This is a genomic window from Phenylobacterium sp., assembly GCF_046291545.1.
In the GTDB taxonomy this organism is placed as follows: Bacteria; Pseudomonadota; Alphaproteobacteria; order Caulobacterales; family Caulobacteraceae; genus Phenylobacterium.
Map to the genome: position 1 here is coordinate 291,348 of NZ_JBKBSM010000002.1, position 17,460 is coordinate 308,807.

The window sequence follows — 17,460 nt, forward strand, 5'->3', positions numbered from 1 at the left end:
CTGCGTCGTCTCGGAAGCCGGGCGTAAAGTATTGAGACGACAGCGTTAAGGGAGCCCCGGCGAAAGCCGGGGTTCTCTGATTCCGGGGCGCCGGGCGCGGCGTTTCGGCGGTCGCGCGGGCGGCGATTCACCACGAAACATTCCGAAACAGGAGTTGTTTTGCGGCGCCGCAGCATGAGTTTTATCTGGCGGCTGGGGCGATACGCGGCCAGCGAGGCCGCCCGTCGATTGGGAAGGTCCGACCTTGGCCGCAGCCGCGTTTCAACACACCCTTCAGGGCCCCGCGATCTTTGCGGGCGTCGGCGTGCACACGGGCGCCTACACGCGCGTTTCGGTGCGCCCTGCGCCGGCCGACTCCGGCGTCGTGTTCGTCCGAACCGACGTCGCCGACAGGGACAACCGGATCGCCGCGTCGGCCGAAGCCGTCTGCAAGACCCAGCTCGGGACCGTCATCGGCAATGCGGCGGGGGTCACCGTCTCCACCATCGAGCACCTGATGGCCGCCCTGGCGATGCTGGGGGTCGACAACGCCGTCGTGGAGCTGGACGGGCCGGAAATGCCGATCATGGACGGCTCGTCCCTGCCGTTCGTGCAGATCCTGGACCGCGCCGGACGCCGTCCGCTGGACGCCCCGCGCCGCTACATCGAGATTCTCGAGCCGATCGAGGTGGTGGAGGGCGACAAGCGCGCCACGCTCACCCCGGCGGACCGCTTCGAGGTGGCCTTCGAGATCGCCTTCCCCTCGGCCGCCATCGGCCGCCAGCGCGTCGACCTGCCGATGGACGAGCAGGCGTTCCGCCGCGAACTGGCGGACTGCCGCACCTTCGGCTTCCTGCACGAAGTCGAGGCCCTGCGCGCCATGGGCCTGGCCCGCGGCGGCTCGATGGAGAACGTGGTGGTGATCGAGGGCGACCGCGTCCTCAACCCCGAGGGCCTGCGCCGGCCGGACGAGTTCGTGCGCCACAAGGCGCTGGACGCGATCGGCGACCTCTATGTGCTGGGCGCGCCGATCATTGGCCGCTTCGAAGGGATCCTGGCCGGCCATGGCCTGAACAATGCGCTGGTGCGCGCCCTGGTCGCCAGGCCCCAGGCCTGGCGCATGCGCTCCCTGGTCGAGCGGCTGGCCGAAGCCGTCTGAGGCGACCGCCACGCGGCACGGTTAATCCGGGTCCGCCTTCCGTTTGCGCGACGCGCCCCCTGGTGTAGAAGCGACGGACGCGGCGCGGGGGCGCGCGTTGGTCTTGAGGTGAAGGTGTCCTTGCTTCGCAATTCCCTGGGTCGTTCGGCGCTGGTCGCCGCCATGGCGGCGCTCGCCCTCGCCGGGTGCGCCGGCCGGAAGGAAAAGCCCCGACTCGCCTATGAAGAGCGCCCCGTGGAGCTGCTCTACGCCACCGGCGCCGACCGACTCGACCGCGGCCTGTGGAGCCAGGCGGTGGGCTATTTCGAGGAAGTCGAGCGCCAGCACCCCTATTCGGAGTGGTCGCGGCGGGCGATCCTGATGACCGCCTTCGCCCACTACCAGAGCAACAACTACGCCGAGGCGATCGGCGACGCCGACAGGTTCCTGTCGCTCTATCCGGGCAACCCGGCGGCGGTGTACGCCTATTACCTGAAGGCCATCTGCTACTTCGAGCAGATCGTCGACGTGGGCCGCGACCAGGCCGCCACGGGTCAGGCGCTCAACGCCCTGGAAGAGGTCGTCCGCCGCTATCCGAACAGCGAATACGCTCAGGACGCGCGCCTGAAGATCGACATGGTCAACGACCAGTTGGCCGGCAAGGAAATGAACATCGGCCGCTGGTACCTGCGCCAGGGCGACACCCTGGCCGCCATTGGCCGGTTCAAGACCGTGGTCGAGCGCTACCAGACCACCAGCCACACCCCCGAGGCCCTCTACCGCCTGGTGGAGGCCTATCTCACCCTGGGCCTGTTCGAGGAAGCCAAGCGCAACGGCGCGGTGCTGGGCTACAACTACCCAGGCGACGTCTGGTACTCGGACGCCTATAAGCTCTTGACCAGCAAGGGCCTGCAGCCGGCGACCGCGCCTTCGGCCCGCGCCGAGCGCCGGGGAATGCTCTCACGCCTGCCCTTCGTGAAGGACAAGGACGCCACGTTGAAGCCGCCCGCCGACGCGGAACCAAAGTCGAACTAGCCGCTTCCAGACCAGCCGATTCCGGGTGATCTTCCCCGCATGCTGATCGGGCTCTGGATCCGCGACGTGGTGCTGATCGAGGCGCTGGACCTGTCCATCGGGCCCGGCCTCACCGCGCTGACCGGGGAGACCGGCGCAGGCAAGTCGATCATCCTCGACGCCCTGGGACTGGCTGTGGGCGCCCGCGCCGACTCAGGCCTGGTGCGCCGCGGGGCGAGCCAGGCCGCGGTGAGCGCGGTGTTCGCCCCGGCGCCCGACCATCCGGTGTGGGCGGTGCTGGAGGAGAAGGGGCTCGACTACCGCACCGACGAGGACCTGATCCTGCGCCGCACGCTCAGCGCCGACGGCCGCAGCCGCGCTTTCGTCAACGACCAGGCCACGAGCGCCGGCGTCCTGCGCGAAATCGGCGAGCGCCTGCTGGAGGTGCACGGCCAGCACGAGACCGTCGGCCTTCTGGACGCGCGCACCCATCGCCCGCTGCTCGACGCCTTCGCGGGCCTCGGTCCTCACGCCGCCGCCGTGGCCGCCCGCTGGAAGCACTGGCGGGCCGCTCAGGTCCGGCGCGACGAGCTGGCCGCCCAGGTGGCCCAGGCCGCCTCCGAGGCCGAGGAGCTGTCCCTGCGCCTGGCCGAGCTCGACCGGCTGGATCCGCGGGAAGGGGAGGAGACCGAGCTCGCCGAGGCCCGCGCCGTCCTCGGCGCCGCGGAAAAGGCGTTGGGCGACATCGCCGGCGCGCGCGAGGCGTTCGACGGGCTGTCCAACCGCCTGGCCCAGGCGATCCGGGGGCTGGAGCGGGCGCGGGAGCGGGCCGTGCAGGCCGGGGCCGGCGAGGACGGCGCTGCGGTGTCGCGTCTGATCGCCGCCAGCGCCGCGGTGGATCGCGTCCTGATCGAAGCCCAGGAGGCGGAAGCCGCGATCGACGCGGCGGCAGGCGCCTTCGAGTTCCGTCCCGACGACCTGGAGAAGACCGAGGAGCGGCTGTTCGACCTGCGGGGCCTGGCGCGCAAGCTCTCGGTCAGCGTCGAGGAACTGCCGCCGCTGCGGGTGCGCTTCGCCGAGCGGCTGCGCGCCATGGAATCCAGCGAGGACGAACTCAAGGCCGCCGAGGCCGCCGTGGCCGAAGCCCGCGCCGCCTATCGGCGCGAGGCCGAGGCGCTCTCGCAGGCGCGCAGGGCGGCGGGGGAGACCCTGGCCGCGGCGGTGATGGGCGAGCTTGCGCCGCTCAAGCTGGACAAGGCGCGCTTCCGCGTCGCGGTCGAGCCGTTGGACGAGGAGCGGGCAGGGCCGACGGGCCTCGACCGCGTGGCCTTCGAGATCGCCACCAACCCCGGGGCGCCGTTCGGCGACCTGGGCGCCATCGCCTCGGGGGGCGAGCTGGCCCGCTTCGCCTTGGCGCTGAAAGCCTCCCTGGCCGGGCGCGGGGAGGGCCCCCAGCCGCTGATGATCTTCGACGAGGTGGACCAGGGGGTCGGCGGCGCGGTGGCCGACGCTGTCGGCCTGCGCCTCAAACGCCTGGCCTCCACGGCCCAGGTCCTGGTCGTGACCCACAGCCCCCAGGTGGCCGCCCGCGCCGAAGCCCACTGGCGCATCGCCAAGAGCGGCGACGCCGAGCGGGTGCGCACGGCCGTGGAGGTGCTGTCCGCCGCCGACCGCGAAGAGGAGATCGCCCGCATGTTGGCCGGCGCGGAGATCACCGACGCTGCCCGCGCCGCAGCCCGGGCCCTGATGCATGCCTAAGCCGACCACCGCCGCAAAGCCCGTCGAGGCCCTGAGCGAGAGCGAGGCCGCCGACGAGCTGACCGAACTCGCCGACGCCATCGCCGCGCACGACATCCGATACTACCAGGAGGAGGCGCCGAGCGTCTCCGACGCCGAGTACGATGCGCTCAAGCAGCGCAACGCCGCCATCGAGGCGCGCTTTCCGCACCTGATCCGTGAGAATTCGCCCTCCCTGCGGGTGGGGGCGACGCGCGCCGAGGCCTTTGCGCCCGTGGAGCACGGCGTGCCGATGCTCTCGCTGGACAACGCCTTCTCCGACGAGGAGGCCGTCGAGTTCGAGGCGCGGGTGAAGCGGTTTCTTCGGGTGGAGGAGCCGGTGGCCTTCACCGCCGAGCCCAAGATCGACGGGCTGTCCGCTTCGCTGCGCTACGAGGACGGCGTCCTGGTGCGCGGCGCTACGCGGGGCGACGGCCGGGTTGGCGAGGACGTTACGGCCAACCTGAAGACCCTCGCAGAGATTCCGAAGCGGCTGAAAGGCGAGGGCTGGCCGCAGGTCATCGAGATCCGCGGCGAAGTCTATCTGGGCCACGCCGAGTTCGCCGCCCTGAACGCCGCCGCCGAAGCCGCCGGCCAGAAGACCTACGCCAACCCGCGCAACGCCGCCTCCGGCTCCCTGCGGCAGATCGATCCGAAGATCACGGCCCAGCGGCCGCTGCGCTTCTTCGCCTACGCCTGGGGAGAGGTCTCGTCCCCGTTCGCCGGGACCCAGTGGGAAGCGCTTGCGGCGCTGCGGGCCTGGGGGTTCTGCGTGACGCCGCAGGCGGAGCGGGTGGAGGGCGCCGAGGGGCTGCTGGCGGCCTACCGGGAGATGGAGGCGCTGCGCCCGCGCCTGGGCTTCGACATCGACGGGGTGGTCTACAAGGTCGACCGGCTGGACTGGCAGCAACGGCTGGGATTCATCACCCGCACCCCGCGGTGGGCGATCGCCCGCAAGTTCCCGGCCCAGCAGGCGCGCACCATTCTTGAGGCGATCGACGTCCAGGTGGGGCGCACCGGCGCGGTGACGCCGGTGGCGCGGCTGAAGCCGGTGACCGTCGGCGGGGTCGTGGTCGAGAACGCCACCTTGCACAACGCCGACGAGATCGAGCGTAAGGACGTACGCCCCGGCGACACGGTGATCGTGCAGCGGGCCGGCGACGTGATCCCGCAGATCGTGGGCGTGGTGCTGGAGGAGCGGCCGCCGGGGACGCAGCCCTTCGAGTTCCCGACCGTCTGCCCCTGCGAGCTGAAGACCCCGCTGGTGCGCGAGACCACCGCCTCGGGCGCGGAGACGGTGGTGCGCCGCTGCTCGGGCGAGTTCGCATGCCCGTTCCAGCGCATCGAGCACCTGCGCCATTTCGTGTCGCGCCGGGCCTACGACATCGAGGGACTGGGCGAGAAGCAGCTCCAGGCCTTCTTCGACCGCGGCTGGATCCGCGAGCCGGCCGACATCTTCCGCCTGGCGAGGGACGAGGCGAAGCTGGCCGAGCTGCGCCAGACCGAGGGCTATGGCGAGACCAGCGTGGCCAACCTCGTCGCCGGCATCGAGGCGCGCCGCGCCATCCCCCTGGACCGCTTCATCTTCGGGCTTGGCGTGCGCCACATCGGCGAGACCACGGCCATGGTCCTGGCCCGCGGCTACGGCTCGGCCGACGCCTTCCTGGAGGCCATGGACAAGGTCGCCGACCGCGACCCGGCCGCCATCGAGGACCTGGACGCCCTGGATCAGATCGGCTCGGCGGTGATCGAGGCGGCGGCGGCCTATTTCGCCGAAGACCACAACCGGCGCATCGTGCAGAACCTTCGCGAACAGCTCCAGATCCTGGACGCCGAGCGCCCGAAGACCGACACCGCCGTCGCTGGCAAGACCATCGTCTTCACCGGCTCGCTGGAGCGGCTGACCCGCGACGAAGCCAAGGCCCAGGCCGAGCGGCTGGGCGCCAAGGTCTCCGGATCGGTGTCGAAGAAGACCGACCTCGTCGTCGCCGGCCCGGGCGCGGGCTCCAAGCTGAAGACCGCGACCGAGCTCGGCATCCAGGTCCTGACGGAAGAGGAATGGCTGGCCCTGGTCGCCGGCTAGCCGGCGACCTTCAGCCCGGCAGGCGCTCGAAGGCAGGCATTCCCTCGGGGATCACGTGGAACGGCTGCCGGTCGCAGGTGTAGATCGCCATCTGCGGCCCGCCGTACTGCGACGGGTCGTCGAGCGTGCCGACCTTAAGCACCAGGGCCGGATAGCCGGGCGGACGGGTGACGATGTGCGTGCCGCAATCGGGGCAGAACTCGCGGGTGACCGGCGCGTCCAGGTCCTTGCGGGTGAAGCTCTTCGGCTGGCCCTTCACATAGGAGAAGCCGGCCGCCGGCATCATCATGAAGAAGTTCGGACCGCCGCCGGCGATGTACTGGCACTCGCGGCAGCAGCACTCGGCCTTCAGCACCGGGTCGCCCTCGCACACGTAGCGGACCTCGCCGCAATAGCAGCCGCCTTCCAGTCTCATGACCCTGTCCTCCCTGGTCTTTGCAGCGGGATCACACAGGGGCGTGCGGCTGTCCAGCGCCGGGGGCCTCACCCCCGCGGCGTCTGCGGCGACTGACCGCGCGCCAGCCACAGGCCAAGCCCCACCTCCACCAGCCCGAGGGCCGCCGTCAGCGCCGGCCGCTCCTCGAAGTAGCGCAGGGCCCGCGACCAGGACGGCGGGCCGGTCCGCCAAAGGGCGACGTGCCGCCGCGGCTCGATCATGGCCAGCACCCCGTCGCCGATCATCATCATGCCGAGGGTCTCGAACGTGCGTCGGGTGGGAAGCGACAGCATGGGGCTCTCCGTTGCGCCTGACCGAAGCAACGGCGCGGCGGCCGGATCGTTGCCAAAGGGGCGCCGGCGAGGCCGGTCTGGGACCTGAGCCCGCCGGTGCGCGGCGGCGGGGCCGCTCGTTGCAGCCTGAGGGGGTCGCCGATATGCATCCAGGCGTTGGAGCGGGAGCGGGGGACGCGCCGATGGGCGGCTTCGCCGAAAGCTATCTGGGCCGCCTTCGCGAGGTCGTCGGCGACCGGCTGTTGCTGATGCCGGGCGCGCGGGTCGTGGTGGAGGATGTGGCTGGCCGCGTGCTTCTGCAGCACAGGTCTGACTTTGGGCTCTGGGGCGTGCCAGGCGGCGCGCCCGAGGTGGGCGAGGACCTCACCGCCGGGCTTCTGCGCGAACTCCTCGAGGAGACGGGGCTGACGGCGGACGTCGCCTCGCCCTTCGGTTTCGCGTCGGATCCAGCCTACGAGACGATCACCTACCCCAATGGCGATCGCTGCCAGTATTTTGTGATGCTCTATGCGGTGCGGGCCTATTCCGGATGCGCGGTGGTGAATGACGATGAAAGCCAAGCGCTGGAGTGGTTCGCGACGGACCGCCTGCCGCAGATGCTGCCGAACATGCGCCGCACCGTGGAGGCCTGGGTGCGCCACAAGGCGACCGGAGCCTTTCAGATGATCTAGGCGCCGATCGGGCGGCGGAGCCGCGCGGGCCCCGCCGCCCTCGCCCCGTCAGAGCGCGAACGAGAAGCCGCCGTTCACAGGATAGACCTGGCCGGTGATCCAGCTGGAGGCGTCGGAGGCCAGGAACTGCACCATGTTGGCGATGTCGTCCGGGCGGCCGGGCCGGCGGATGATGTACTTCTCCAGGGTGCGCTTCAGCCGCTCGGGGTCGCCCTTGAGCGTGCGCTCCACCGCCGGCGTGGCGGTGAGGGCGATGGCGACCGAATTGGCGGTGATGCCGTAACGGCCGAGGGAACGGGCCACCGAGCGCATGAAGCCCGCGGCGCCGGCCTTGGCCCCGGCGTAGATCTCCAGGCCCGCATCGCCCCAGCGGCTGGCGTCGGAGATCACGGTGATGATCCGGCCGGGCGCCTGGCGCTGGATCATGCCGGGGATGACCGCGGCGGTGCAGTTCATCACCCCGTAGAGATTGACGCCGATGAAGCTGTTCCACACCTCCGGGCTGGTTTCCCAAAACGGCTTTCCGAGCTCCGGCGAGGGGTTGGCGCCCGCATTGCCGGCGTTGTTGACCAGGACGCCCACGGCGCCCAGCTCGGCCGCGGCGCGGGCCACCATGTCCTTGACGGCGGCGTGGTCGGAGACGTCGCACTGGGCGGCCAGCGCCTTGCCGCCGGCGGCGCGGATTTCCTCTGCGACCGCTTCGGCGCGGTCCAGCACATAGTCGTTCACGACGACGCCGCCGCTGTTCTGCGCCGCGGCGAGCTGCAGGGCGACCTGGCGCCCCACGCCTTGGCCCGCGCCGGTGACCAGCGCCACGCGCCCGCCCAGGTCCAGGATGTCCGTCATCAGTTCCCTCCCATCTTATGGCTGCGCCTTAGGGGCGCTGAGGGAAGGCTAGCGGGGCTGACGTGGGGGAGGGCGAGGGGGTTTGGAGGCGGAGGATCGCCCGCTCCGCAGTGTGAGCCGTGACGCCGGTTCGCGCGTTGTTCGAGCGCGCCGCGCGCCGGCGATCCGCGCAAGCTCCTGGAGCCGATCCATGGCAGAGTCTGCAGCTCCTTCGCCGACGGTGCCGCCGCCCCAGCCGGAGGGACTGAACTCGGCCCTGGCGAGAAACATCAGGGCCCTGCATGCGCGCCACCTGCGCGAGGAGCGGCGCGCGCGGCCGGGCGACCGGATGGCGGCCGCGATCACCGCGTTCACCGGGAGCATGACCTTCGTCTATGTGCACCTGGCGATCCTCGCCGGCTGGATTGCGGCGAACGCCGGGATCTTCCCGCAGGCTCCCCGCTTCGACCCCACCTTCGTGATCCTCGCGACGGCCGCCTCGGTCGAGGCCATCTTTCTGTCGACCTTCGTGCTGATCAGCCAGAACCGGGCCGCCAAAGCGGCCGACCGACGGGCGGACCTGGACCTGCAGATCAACCTTCTGACTGAACACGAGGTGACGCGACTGATCGGCCTCGTCACCGAGATCGCCGACCGGCTGGGCGTGGCGGAAGGTCGCGACCCTGCGCTGCGTGAGCTGGAACGGGATGTGGCGCCCGAGGCGGTGCTCGACACGCTCGCGGCGACGGAAGAGGGAACGCCGTAAGCTCGGCGGAACCTCGGCCAGACGCGGGTGTTGCGCCTGCAGCAACGCAGGAGGTCGTGATGGGCGAGCAGAACCGCAGGATCGTCGATGGGCAAGGCGCGCCGGCCGATCGGGCCAGGGCCCGCCAAGCGGCTCACGGCGAGGCTACGCCGACCCCGCCGGACCCGGCGCCGGAGCGGGCCCTCGGCGTCGCCGCCGACGAGCGCCAGACCGAACGCCAGGCGCCGGCCGGCGCCGCCCCTGGCGAGGGGAGCCAGGGCGACTCGATCGGCTGACGTCATGGCGTCCGCCGCGGGTGACTGGAGCGGGCGCGGGTGGGAGCCGAGGCGCCCGCCTCGCCCTGCGAGCGCACGCCGGGGCGGCCGGGCATCTTCGCCCGCCTTTTCGGCAGGGGGTAGCGGGGCCGGCGGCGGCGCCTCGGCGACAGACGCCGCTGGACGCGGGCCTAGATCGGCGCGCAGGCCTCCTCAAGCCAGGCGGCGACGTCGGCGGGCGCCTTGGGGCCGATCACGGCCAGCACCCGGGCGTGATAGGCGTCGAGCTGCGCCCGCTCCTCGGCGGTAAGGAGGTCGGCGACGATCAGGCGCCGGTCGATGGGCGCCAGGGTCAGGGTCTCGAAGCCCAGCATCGGCCGCTCGCCGCCGGCGATCGGCGCCGCCTCGGTGACCACCTGCAGGTTCTCGATACGGATTCCGTAGGCGCCTTCCTTGTAGTAGCCGGGCTCGTTGGAAACGATCATCCCCGGCTTCAGGGCGACCGTGTTGGGGACCTTTGAGATCCGCTGCGGCCCCTCGTGGACGCCAAGGTAGACGCCCACCCCGTGGCCGGTGCCGTGGTCGTAGTCCAGGCCGTGGGCCCAAAGCGGGGCGCGGGCCAGGGCGTCCAGCGCCGATCCGGTGGTGCCCGCGGGGAAGCGCACGCGCGCCAGGGCCAGATTGCCCTTCAGCACCAGGGTGAAGCGCTCGGCCATCTCGGCGCTGGGCTCGCCGATGGCGACGGTGCGGGTGACGTCGGTGGTGCCGTCCAGGTACTGGGCGCCGCTGTCGACCAGCAGCAGGGAGCCGGCTTCAGTGCGCTTGTTCAGGCGCGCCGTCGGCCGGTAGTGGACGATGGCGCCGTTGGCGGCGGCGCCGGCGATGGTGTCGAAGCTGAGGTCCTTCAGCGCCCCAGTCTCCTCGCGGAACGCCTCCAGCCGGCTCACCACCTCGACCTCGTCGGGCAGGCTCTGCTGGGCGTCGGTCGCCAGCCAGTGCAGGAACCGGGTGAGGGCGACCCCGTCGCGGGCGTGGGCCCGGCGGGTCCCTTCGATCTCGGTCGCATTCTTGCAGGCCCGCGGCAGGGCGCAGGGGTCCTCGCCGCGCACCACCTCGGCTCCGGCGGCGCGCAGGGCCTCGAAGTACCAGGCCGAGGACTGGGCGGGATCCACCAGCACCCGCTTGCCCTTCAGTTCGGCGAGGGCCGCGGGCAGGTCGTCGGGCGTCTCCAGGCGCACCTCGTTGCCGAGCCAGGCGCGCAGCTCGCCCGAGACCTTGGCCGGATCGAGGAACAGGCGGGCGGAGCCGTCGGCGTTGAGAATGGCCTGGCCGAGGGGCAGGGGCGAGCGGATGACGTCGCCGCCGCGGACGTTGAACAGCCAGGCGATCGAGGAGGGGGCCGTCACGACCGCCGCCTCGGCGGTTTTCCGGGCGAGGTCGGCGCCGACCCGGCTGCGCTTGGCCGCGCTTTCCTCGCCGGCGTACTCCAGCGGATGGGGAACCACCGGCGCCTGCGGCTGGGCCGGGCGGGCCGCGCCCCAGGCGAGGTCGAGGGGGTTGGCCTCGACCGGCTTCAAAGCGGCGCCGGCCTTCTCGGCGGCGGACTTCAGCTTGTCGAGGGCGTCGGGGCTGTGCAGGCGCGGATCGTAGCCGATGGCCTGGCCCTTGGCCGCGGCGGCCTCGAGGTAGGCCGGCACGCCGCCATCCACCAGGTCGCGGATTTCGAACAGGGCCTGATCGACCTGGTCGCGCACCTGCAGGGTGTAGCGCCCGTCGACGAAGATCGCCGCTTTGTCCTTGAAGATGACCGCTGCGCCGGCCGAGCCGGTGAACCCGGTGGCCCAGGCCAGCCGGTCGTTGGCCTCGGGCAGGTACTCGTTCTGGTGCTCGTCCTCGTGCGGCACGAGGAAGCCGTCCAGGCCCTGCTCGGCCATGGCCTGGCGGATCAGGGGGACGTGCCGTGGGCCGAAGGAGGGGTCGGTGGATTCATCGAAGGTCTGGCGCATGCGAAGGATGTAGGCCGTCCCGAGCGCCGGGCAAAGGCCGTATCTTGCGCCGCCGCAGCTTGACCGGTAACACCATGCCCATGGTCCACGCCTCTGGCCTCGGTTGCTCGAACTCGAACGCGCCTTGCGGGGCCGTTCGTCGTCGCGCGCCTTGACCTGAGCCGCGACGACCGGACCCCGCCGCATCGGCCGGGGTCCATGAAGGCGAGCCCGTCCGATCCTTCCTCGGAGAGCTCGACATGATCCTACCTGCCGAACCCTGGTTCCCCCTTCGCACAGAGCGGCTTCTGCTGCGCGAGTTCCGCATGGGGGACTTCGACGACGTCCACGCCTATGCGACCGACCCCGAGGTCGTCCGCTACATGGAGTGGGGGCCCAACACGCCGGAGGTCACGCGCGAGGTGCTCGCCCGCTGGGAGGCCGACGCCGCCGTCTGGCCGCGACCGGGCGTGACCCTGGCCGCCGAGCTGCTCGACACCGGCCGGGTGATCGGCTCGATCCGGCTGGAGGTCACCTCGCCGAACGACCGCACCGCCGACTTCGGCTACAGCTTCCACCGCCCCTGGTGGCGCCAGGGCTACGCGACCGAGGCCGCCCGCGCGGTGGTCGCCGTCGGCTTCGACAAGCTCGGCCTGCACCGTGTCTGGGCGACCTGCGACGTGCGCAACGTCGGCTCCTGGGGCGTCATGGAAAAGCTCGGCATGCGCCGGGAGGGCCTTCTCAGGCGCAACCGCCTGGTCCGCGACGGTTGGCGCGACAGCTTCATCTACGCCGTGCTCGCCGAGGAGTGGGCGTCTGCGACGCACGGCCGCACGTCCCAGTAGAGGTTTGGCAAGGGCGGCGCCGCAGGAATTTGCGCAAGGATTTCATAGGGAGAAGCCCATGACCTGTTGCGCCGTCCACGCCGCCTGGCCGTCGATGTCGCGTCGCGCCGTGCTGGGGGCCGCCGCCCTTGGCGCGGGCGTTTCGCTGCTGACCGGCCTGACCCCGGGGGTCGCCCGGGCCGCCGGCCAGACCGAAGCCCTGCTGCTCACCTGCATGGACTACCGGCTGGCGAACGAGATCGAGGCCTACATGACCGCCCGCGGCCTCAGGGACAAATACGACCATGTGATTCTGGCCGGCGCCTCCCTGGGCGCGGTGAGCGACAAGTATCCCGCGTGGGCCGAGACCTTCTGGGCGCACCTGGACCTGGCGATTCAGCTTCATCACGTGCATCGGGTGATCGTGCTCGATCACCGCGACTGCGGCGCCTACAAGCTCGTGCTGGGGGAAGGGGCGGTGAAGGACCCGCAGACCGAGCTCGCCAGCCACGTGAAGCAGCTCTACGCCCTGCGCCAGGCGATCGTCACGCGCCACCGCCACATGGAGGTGGAGATCGGGCTGATGAACCTCGACGGAACCGTCACCCAGCTCGTCTGAGCACCAGGGTGGCCCAGGCGTCGCGGTGCAGCCGGCGGACCAGCACGAAGCCCTTTGAGCGGTAGGCGGCGAGCACGCGCCGCTCCTGGGAGCGCAGGAGCCCAGACAGGATCGCCAGGCCGCCGGGCTTCAGGGCCGCCCTGATCGGCTGGGACAGGAAGACCAGGGGCGCGGCCAGGATGTTGGCGAACACCAGGTCGTAGGGGCCGGCGCCGCGGACGCTGCGGTGGTCGAGGCCGAAGGCGTGGACGAAGCGCGCCCGCGCCGTGTTGAGGCGGGCGTTCTCGCGGGCGATGCGCACGGAGACGGGATCGATGTCCGTGCCGACCACGACGGGCGAGCCGGTGCGCGCGGCGGCGATGCCGAGCACGCCGGTGCCGCAGCCCACGTCCAGCACCCGGCCGAAGCGGCGGGCCTTGAGCAGCTCGTCGTAGGCAAGGAGGCAGCCGACGGTGGTGCCGTGGTGCCCGGTGCCGAAGGCCGCGCCGGCTTCGATGCGCAGGTTCACGGTGCTGGCCGGCGCGCGGCCGCGGTCGTGGGCGCCGTAGATGAAGAACCGGCCGGCGCGCACCGGCGGCAGGCCCGACAGGGCCATGGCCAGCCAGTCGGCGTCGGCGAGCTTCTCGCGGGTGACCTTCAGGGCCGGGAACCCGGCCAGGGTCTCGGCGAGGGCGTCGGCTTCCTCGTCGCTGGTGGGGAAGGCGTCGATGCGCCAGACGTCGTGGTCCTCGTCCTCCTCCAGGATGGAGTAGGTCGCCCCCTCGAGCAGGGGGGCGGAGTCGATCGCCGCGGCGGCGGCCTCGGCTTCGGCGCGGGGGCCGCGGGCGATGATCTGGAAGGCGTCGTCGGTCATGGGCCTCCCTCTAGAGAGGCCGAGGGCGAAAGGCGAGGGGTTCAGAACAGGGGCGCGGCCGGCGCGGGGGCTTCCGCGGTCAGGGCGGGCGCTGCCGGGGCCGTGCGCAGCGGTTCGGCCGTCTTACCGGCGGCGAGCAAGGGGGCCGACCTGGGCTTGGGAGCCGCGGCCGTCACCACTGTCATCGGATCGACCTCGGTCTCCTCGGCCTGCAGCGAGGCCTCGTCGAAGGACGGGGGCAGCCAGTCGGTGCCGACCACATAGTCGGGGGCGTCGGCGGCGAAGGGGTCGACCTCCGGCTCCGCCTCGGTGGTCTCGGCGCGGCGGCCGGCGGCGGCGGTCTCCAGGCGCGGGGCATGGATCTGGCCGACCAGGCTGCCCATCTCGGGCTTGATGAGACCGCCCGCGACGGTCCCGGCGAACGCGGCGGCGACGCCGCCGGCGAGCGCGATGATCCGGCGCATCTCGGCCTCGCGTTTGGCTGGGAACGGCCTAACTTGATGAAAGTCGCCCTTCCAGGCAATGACGCATAGGTCGCACCCGGAGCCCTTGATGAGCAAATACCAGCCGCTGACCGATCACCTCGCCCACCTGGCCGCCGACGAATGGCGCGCGAGCTTCGCCGAGGTCGAGGCGGTGCTGGGTTTCCCCCTGCCGAAGAGCGCCTCCACCTACAGCTCGTGGTGGTCGAACGAGGCCGACAAGCCGCACAAGAAGGGCTGGCTGGACGCGGGCTGGCGCGTGGCCGAGGTGGACCGGCGCGACGGCAAGGTCGCGTTCGAGCGCGCCGAGGCGCGCCTGGCCACCCCGGCGCTGGCCGAGGCGCCGCCGCTGGCGCCCACCTCGCCGGTGGCGGTGATCGCCGCCTCGCCGGAGGCGAAAGCCAAGGCGCCGAAGGTGAAGCTGGCCGCCATCGTGGCCGGCACGGCGGCCCTGGCGCTGGGGCTTGGCGTCACGGCCGCGCGGCTGATGCGCCGGCGCTAGGCTCGTTCCACGAAGCTGTCGATCACGCGCTTCTCGCCGGCCTTTTCGAACTCGACGGTCAGCTTGTTGCCCTCCACGCCGCGGACCTGGCCGTAGCCGAACTTGACGTGGAACACCCGGTCGCCGCGCTTCCAGTCGCTGGCGGCGGACGGTTCGGAGACGGCGATCAGCCGGCCTTCGCCCTCGATCACCTGCTGGCGGCCGGGCTGGCTGCCGCGGTAGCTGCGCTCCTGGGCCCGCTTCCAGCCGGGGGAGGAGTAGCCGGCGCCGAATGCGGGGCTTTCGTCCCAGCGGCTGCCGTGCTGCTGCATCCCGGGCCCGCCGCCGTAGTAGCCGGTCTCGGAGGCGGCCTCGACATTGGCCAGCGGCAACTCGTCCACGAAGCGGGAAGGGAGCTGGGTGGTCCAGCGACCGTAGACCTGGCGGTTCGCGGCGAAGGAGATGCGCGCCTCCTCGCGCGCGCGGGTGATGCCGACGTAGGCCAGCCGCCGCTCCTCCTCCAGGCCCTTTTCGCCCTTTTCGTCCATGCTGCGCTGGGAGGGGAAGACGCCTTCCTCCCAGCCCGGCAGGAAGACGAGGGGGAACTCCAGCCCCTTGGCCGAGTGCAGGGTCATGATCTGGACCGCGTCGGCCGCAGGGCCGCGGTCCAGATCCATCACCAGGGAGACGTGCTCCAGATAGGCCTGCAGGCTGTCGAACGCGCCCATCGACTGGACGAGTTCCTTGAGGTTCTCCAGGCGGGTCTGGGCGGTGGGCGTCTTGTCCAGGCGAAGGGCGTCGGTGTAGCCGCTTTCCTCCAGCACCTGCTCCATCAGCCGTTGGTGGGGCATGACCTCGGCCTGGGCGCGCCAGCGGTCCAGGTCGCGCAGGAAGTTGGCGAGGGACGTGCGGGTGCGCGCAGGCAACTCGTCGGTGAGCGCCAGCTGGCGGGCGGCCACGGTGGCCGGCACGCCGTTCAGGCGGGCGACCTGCAGCAGCTTCTGCACCGAGGTGTCGCCGATTCCGCGCTTGGGCACGTTGACGATGCGCTCGAAGGCCAGGTCGTCGGCGTCGGACTGGATCAGCCGCAGATAGGCGTGGGCGTCGCGGATCTCCGCCCGCTCGAAGAAGCGCGGCCCGCCCACCACCGTGTAGGGGATCTGCAGCAGCACGAAGCGCTCTTCGAAGGCGCGCATCTGGAACGAGGCGCGCACGAGAATGGCGATGTCGCGATAGGCGCGCGGCGCCCGCTCGGTTCCGCCGCGGTGGGCGCGCTCGATCTCGTCGGCGATCAGGCGGGACTCCGCCTCGCCGTCCCAGACCCCGCGGACGATGACCTTTTCGCCGCCCTCGGCCTCGGTCCAAAGGGTCTTGCCGAGGCGCGACTTGTTGGCGGCGATCAGACCGGAGGCGGCGGCCAGGATATGGCTGGTCGAGCGGTAGTTGCGCTCCAGCCGGATGACCTTGGCGCCGGGGAAGTCGCGCTCGAAGCGCAGGATGTTGTCGACCTCGGCCCCGCGCCATCCATAGATCGACTGGTCGTCGTCGCCCACACAGCAGAGGTTCTGGCGGCCCTGGGCCAGCAGCCGCAGCCACAGGTACTGGGCGACGTTGGTGTCCTGGTACTCGTCGACCAGGATGTAGCGGAAGCGCCCGTGGAAGTCGGCGAGCACGTCCGGATTGGCGGTGAAGATCGTCAGGTTGTGCAGGAGCAGGTCGCCGAAGTCGCAGGCGTTCAGGACCCGCAGCCGCTCCTGATAGAGGCGGTAGAGGGCCTGGCCCTTGCCGTTGGCGAAGTGGGCGGCCTCGGCCGGCGGCAACCGGTCCGGCGTCCAGCCGCGGTTCTTCCAGTGGTCGATGAGGCCCGCCAGGGCCTTGGGCGTCCAGCGCTTGGCGTCGATGTTCTCGGCCTCGAGCACCTGCTTGAGCAGGCGCTCCTGATCGTCGACGTCGAGGATGGTGTAGTTGGACTTCAGCCCCACGAGCTCGGCATGGCGGCGCAGGATCTGCGCGGCGATGGCGTGGAAGGTGCCGAGCCAGCGCAGGCCTTCGGCCTGGGGGCCGATGATGGCGGTGATGCGCTCGCGCATCTCGCGGGCGGCCTTGTTGGTGAAGGTGACCGCCAGCAGTTCCCAGGGGCGCGCCTTGCCGGTGGCGAGGATGTGCGCCAGGCGGGTGGTGAGGACGCGGGTCTTGCCCGTGCCCGCCCCGGCCAGCACCAGCACGGGCCCCTCGGTGGATTCGACCGCCTCGCGCTGCTCCGGGTTCAGCCCTTCAAGATAGTCGGGGCCGCGCACGCGAGCGAGGTCGCTGACGCGGGGCGAGGGCAGGGCGGGATCGAACGATTCAGGCGCGGACATCGGAACATATGTAGCACGCGAGCGCGCCGGGTTAACTACGGGCGGAGCTCATCGCGTGGGAGAGCGCGGCCACCCGGCAGGCCGAGGCCAGGGGTGCGCCGGCGCGGCCGGCGTCGATCTCGGCCACCAGGGCGGGGAGGCTGACGCCGCGGGCCTGGGCCATCGTCTCCAGGGCGGCCCAGAACTCCGGCTCCAGGGCGAGGGAGGTGGCGTGACCTGCCAGAAGGATGGAGCGCTTGCGCAGGCGGGGCATGAAGCGTTCTTGCAGGCCAAAGCGGGGGCTGCGCAAGGCGCCGCCTCGACCGGCGGAAAAATTGCGTGCGAGCTGCGCGAAGGCGCTGGCCGGCGCCTGGGCGTCACGCCGCCGACGATCATGACCGGGGTCCGCGCGCCGCCTGCGACGGGCTAGTCGTCCCGCCGGGCGCCGTCGAGCTTGCGGGAAAGCATCACGACCTCGGCCTTGCCGCGCACCTTTTCCGCCCGCGTGCGGCCGAAGGCGAAGCGGTTCTCGGCGGCCTGGGCCTTGGCCTCGGCGCGCGCCCGGGCCTTGCGGGCCTTGTTCAGATTGACGATCTCGCTCATCGGCGACCTCGCGACAGAGTGCTGCAATCTGCCCTGAAA

At 71.4% G+C, this 17,460-nt stretch carries 19 protein-coding genes; 10 read left to right on the forward strand and 9 right to left on the reverse strand.

Annotated elements, in window-relative coordinates; all coding sequences use genetic code 11:
- The first annotated feature begins 244 nt into the window (after positions 1-244).
- The 4 genes from lpxC to ligA all read left to right on the forward strand — a co-directional run bounded on the left by lpxC (position 245) and on the right by ligA (position 5,990).
- Complete coding sequence (gene lpxC, locus ACK4YQ_RS07875; RefSeq protein WP_409610060.1) at positions 245-1,138, forward strand: UDP-3-O-acyl-N-acetylglucosamine deacetylase; 894 nt, start codon at positions 245-247, stop codon at positions 1,136-1,138.
- A gap of 120 nt (positions 1,139-1,258) precedes the next feature.
- Entirely contained in the window at positions 1,259-2,152 is an 894-nt protein-coding gene (locus ACK4YQ_RS07880; protein ID WP_409610062.1) for an outer membrane protein assembly factor BamD, read from the forward strand.
- A 39-nt stretch (positions 2,153-2,191) separates the two neighbouring features.
- Complete coding sequence (gene recN, locus ACK4YQ_RS07885; RefSeq protein ID WP_409610064.1) at positions 2,192-3,889, forward strand: DNA repair protein RecN; 1,698 nt, start codon at positions 2,192-2,194, stop codon at positions 3,887-3,889.
- A complete protein-coding gene (gene ligA, locus ACK4YQ_RS07890) occupies positions 3,882-5,990 on the forward strand; it encodes an NAD-dependent DNA ligase LigA (RefSeq protein ID WP_409610066.1) in 2,109 nt (702 codons plus the stop codon). The genes recN and ligA overlap by 8 nt, the downstream gene beginning before the upstream one ends.
- Before the next feature lie 10 nt (positions 5,991-6,000).
- Here ligA and ACK4YQ_RS07895 read toward each other — a convergent pair whose 3' ends face one another.
- Both ACK4YQ_RS07895 and ACK4YQ_RS07900 read right to left on the reverse strand, forming a co-directional pair.
- The gene (locus tag ACK4YQ_RS07895; protein ID WP_409610068.1) at positions 6,001-6,405 is read right to left on the reverse strand and encodes a GFA family protein; all 405 of its coding nucleotides are present in this window, start codon (positions 6,403-6,405) and stop codon (positions 6,001-6,003) included.
- A 68-nt stretch (positions 6,406-6,473) separates the two neighbouring features.
- Positions 6,474-6,719: a hypothetical protein gene (locus ACK4YQ_RS07900; protein ID WP_409610070.1), complete on the reverse strand. Its 246-nt coding sequence runs from the start codon at positions 6,717-6,719 to the stop codon at positions 6,474-6,476.
- A gap of 182 nt (positions 6,720-6,901) precedes the next feature.
- Here ACK4YQ_RS07900 and ACK4YQ_RS07905 point away from each other — a divergent pair, with 182 nt between their 5' ends.
- A complete protein-coding gene (locus ACK4YQ_RS07905; protein ID WP_409610072.1) occupies positions 6,902-7,390 on the forward strand; it encodes an NUDIX domain-containing protein in 489 nt (162 codons plus the stop codon).
- 48 nt (positions 7,391-7,438) lie between these two features.
- Here ACK4YQ_RS07905 and ACK4YQ_RS07910 read toward each other — a convergent pair whose 3' ends face one another.
- Positions 7,439-8,236: an SDR family NAD(P)-dependent oxidoreductase gene (locus tag ACK4YQ_RS07910; RefSeq protein WP_409610074.1), complete on the reverse strand. Its 798-nt coding sequence runs from the start codon at positions 8,234-8,236 to the stop codon at positions 7,439-7,441.
- Between the two features lie 190 nt (positions 8,237-8,426).
- On the opposite strand from ACK4YQ_RS07910, the gene ACK4YQ_RS07915 reads away from it, so the two are divergent.
- Together ACK4YQ_RS07915 and ACK4YQ_RS07920 are read left to right on the forward strand one after the other, a co-directional pair.
- Positions 8,427-8,981: a DUF1003 domain-containing protein gene (locus tag ACK4YQ_RS07915; RefSeq protein WP_409610076.1), complete on the forward strand. Its 555-nt coding sequence runs from the start codon at positions 8,427-8,429 to the stop codon at positions 8,979-8,981.
- A 59-nt stretch (positions 8,982-9,040) separates the two neighbouring features.
- On the forward strand, positions 9,041-9,256 hold the full coding sequence (locus tag ACK4YQ_RS07920; RefSeq protein WP_409610078.1) for a hypothetical protein: 216 nt from the start codon (positions 9,041-9,043) through the stop codon (positions 9,254-9,256).
- A gap of 170 nt (positions 9,257-9,426) precedes the next feature.
- Here ACK4YQ_RS07920 and ACK4YQ_RS07925 read toward each other — a convergent pair whose 3' ends face one another.
- Entirely contained in the window at positions 9,427-11,241 is a 1,815-nt protein-coding gene (locus ACK4YQ_RS07925; RefSeq protein WP_409610080.1) for an aminopeptidase P family protein, read from the reverse strand.
- A 239-nt stretch (positions 11,242-11,480) separates the two neighbouring features.
- Between ACK4YQ_RS07925 and ACK4YQ_RS07930 the strand changes: the two genes are divergently transcribed.
- Together ACK4YQ_RS07930 and ACK4YQ_RS07935 are read left to right on the forward strand one after the other, a co-directional pair.
- On the forward strand, positions 11,481-12,065 hold the full coding sequence (locus ACK4YQ_RS07930) for a GNAT family N-acetyltransferase (RefSeq protein WP_409610082.1): 585 nt from the start codon (positions 11,481-11,483) through the stop codon (positions 12,063-12,065).
- Between the two features lie 58 nt (positions 12,066-12,123).
- Positions 12,124-12,663 carry a carbonic anhydrase gene (locus tag ACK4YQ_RS07935; protein ID WP_409610084.1) on the forward strand — a complete coding sequence of 180 codons (540 nt, stop codon included), beginning with the start codon at positions 12,124-12,126 and terminating at the stop codon, positions 12,661-12,663.
- Here the strand turns inward: ACK4YQ_RS07935 and ACK4YQ_RS07940 are convergent.
- Together ACK4YQ_RS07940 and ACK4YQ_RS07945 are read right to left on the reverse strand one after the other, a co-directional pair.
- On the reverse strand, positions 12,647-13,516 hold the full coding sequence (locus tag ACK4YQ_RS07940) for a 50S ribosomal protein L11 methyltransferase (RefSeq protein WP_409610086.1): 870 nt from the start codon (positions 13,514-13,516) through the stop codon (positions 12,647-12,649). The genes ACK4YQ_RS07935 and ACK4YQ_RS07940 overlap by 17 nt on opposite strands.
- A gap of 41 nt (positions 13,517-13,557) precedes the next feature.
- A complete protein-coding gene (locus ACK4YQ_RS07945; RefSeq protein ID WP_409610088.1) occupies positions 13,558-13,980 on the reverse strand; it encodes a hypothetical protein in 423 nt (140 codons plus the stop codon).
- A gap of 88 nt (positions 13,981-14,068) precedes the next feature.
- On the opposite strand from ACK4YQ_RS07945, the gene ACK4YQ_RS07950 reads away from it, so the two are divergent.
- Complete coding sequence (locus ACK4YQ_RS07950) at positions 14,069-14,500, forward strand: hypothetical protein (protein WP_409610090.1); 432 nt, start codon at positions 14,069-14,071, stop codon at positions 14,498-14,500.
- On the opposite strand, the gene ACK4YQ_RS07955 is transcribed toward ACK4YQ_RS07950, so the two are convergent.
- The 3 genes from ACK4YQ_RS07955 to ACK4YQ_RS07965 form a co-directional block, all read right to left on the reverse strand.
- Positions 14,497-16,839 (reverse strand): DUF3553 domain-containing protein, encoded by a 2,343-nt coding sequence (locus tag ACK4YQ_RS07955; RefSeq protein WP_409610092.1) that lies wholly within the window; start codon positions 16,837-16,839, stop codon positions 14,497-14,499. The two genes, ACK4YQ_RS07950 and ACK4YQ_RS07955, sit on opposite strands and share 4 nt — an antisense overlap.
- Before the next feature lie 31 nt (positions 16,840-16,870).
- Positions 16,871-17,092, reverse strand: a complete 222-nt coding sequence (locus tag ACK4YQ_RS07960) for a ribbon-helix-helix domain-containing protein (RefSeq protein WP_409610094.1) — start codon at positions 17,090-17,092, stop codon at positions 16,871-16,873.
- 152 nt (positions 17,093-17,244) lie between these two features.
- On the reverse strand, positions 17,245-17,421 hold the full coding sequence (locus ACK4YQ_RS07965) for a DUF4169 family protein (protein ID WP_409610096.1): 177 nt from the start codon (positions 17,419-17,421) through the stop codon (positions 17,245-17,247).
- Between the last annotated feature and the right edge of the window lie 39 nt (positions 17,422-17,460).

What these genes read in the sequence shown, in the direction of transcription:
- ACK4YQ_RS07945 (WP_409610088.1), bottom strand. Translation starts at nt 13,980, where the DNA reads ATGCGCCGGATCATCGCGCTCGCCGGCGGCGTCGCCGCCGCGTTCGCC.
- ACK4YQ_RS07960 (WP_409610094.1), bottom strand. Translation starts at nt 17,092, where the DNA reads ATGCCCCGCCTGCGCAAGCGCTCCATCCTTCTGGCAGGTCACGCCACC.
- ACK4YQ_RS07920 (WP_409610078.1), top strand. Translation starts at nt 9,041, where the DNA reads ATGGGCGAGCAGAACCGCAGGATCGTCGATGGGCAAGGCGCGCCGGCC.
- ACK4YQ_RS07895 (WP_409610068.1), bottom strand. Translation starts at nt 6,405, where the DNA reads ATGAGACTGGAAGGCGGCTGCTATTGCGGCGAGGTCCGCTACGTGTGC.
- ACK4YQ_RS07965 (WP_409610096.1), bottom strand. Translation starts at nt 17,421, where the DNA reads ATGAGCGAGATCGTCAATCTGAACAAGGCCCGCAAGGCCCGGGCGCGC.
- ligA (WP_409610066.1), top strand. Translation starts at nt 3,882, where the DNA reads ATGCCTAAGCCGACCACCGCCGCAAAGCCCGTCGAGGCCCTGAGCGAG.
- ACK4YQ_RS07935 (WP_409610084.1), top strand. Translation starts at nt 12,124, where the DNA reads ATGACCTGTTGCGCCGTCCACGCCGCCTGGCCGTCGATGTCGCGTCGC.
- ACK4YQ_RS07915 (WP_409610076.1), top strand. Translation starts at nt 8,427, where the DNA reads ATGGCAGAGTCTGCAGCTCCTTCGCCGACGGTGCCGCCGCCCCAGCCG.
- ACK4YQ_RS07955 (WP_409610092.1), bottom strand. Translation starts at nt 16,839, where the DNA reads ATGTCCGCGCCTGAATCGTTCGATCCCGCCCTGCCCTCGCCCCGCGTC.
- ACK4YQ_RS07930 (WP_409610082.1), top strand. Translation starts at nt 11,481, where the DNA reads ATGATCCTACCTGCCGAACCCTGGTTCCCCCTTCGCACAGAGCGGCTT.
- ACK4YQ_RS07950 (WP_409610090.1), top strand. Translation starts at nt 14,069, where the DNA reads ATGAGCAAATACCAGCCGCTGACCGATCACCTCGCCCACCTGGCCGCC.
- ACK4YQ_RS07940 (WP_409610086.1), bottom strand. Translation starts at nt 13,516, where the DNA reads ATGACCGACGACGCCTTCCAGATCATCGCCCGCGGCCCCCGCGCCGAA.
- ACK4YQ_RS07905 (WP_409610072.1), top strand. Translation starts at nt 6,902, where the DNA reads ATGGGCGGCTTCGCCGAAAGCTATCTGGGCCGCCTTCGCGAGGTCGTC.
- recN (WP_409610064.1), top strand. Translation starts at nt 2,192, where the DNA reads ATGCTGATCGGGCTCTGGATCCGCGACGTGGTGCTGATCGAGGCGCTG.
- ACK4YQ_RS07900 (WP_409610070.1), bottom strand. Translation starts at nt 6,719, where the DNA reads ATGCTGTCGCTTCCCACCCGACGCACGTTCGAGACCCTCGGCATGATG.
- ACK4YQ_RS07925 (WP_409610080.1), bottom strand. Translation starts at nt 11,241, where the DNA reads ATGCGCCAGACCTTCGATGAATCCACCGACCCCTCCTTCGGCCCACGG.
- ACK4YQ_RS07910 (WP_409610074.1), bottom strand. Translation starts at nt 8,236, where the DNA reads ATGACGGACATCCTGGACCTGGGCGGGCGCGTGGCGCTGGTCACCGGC.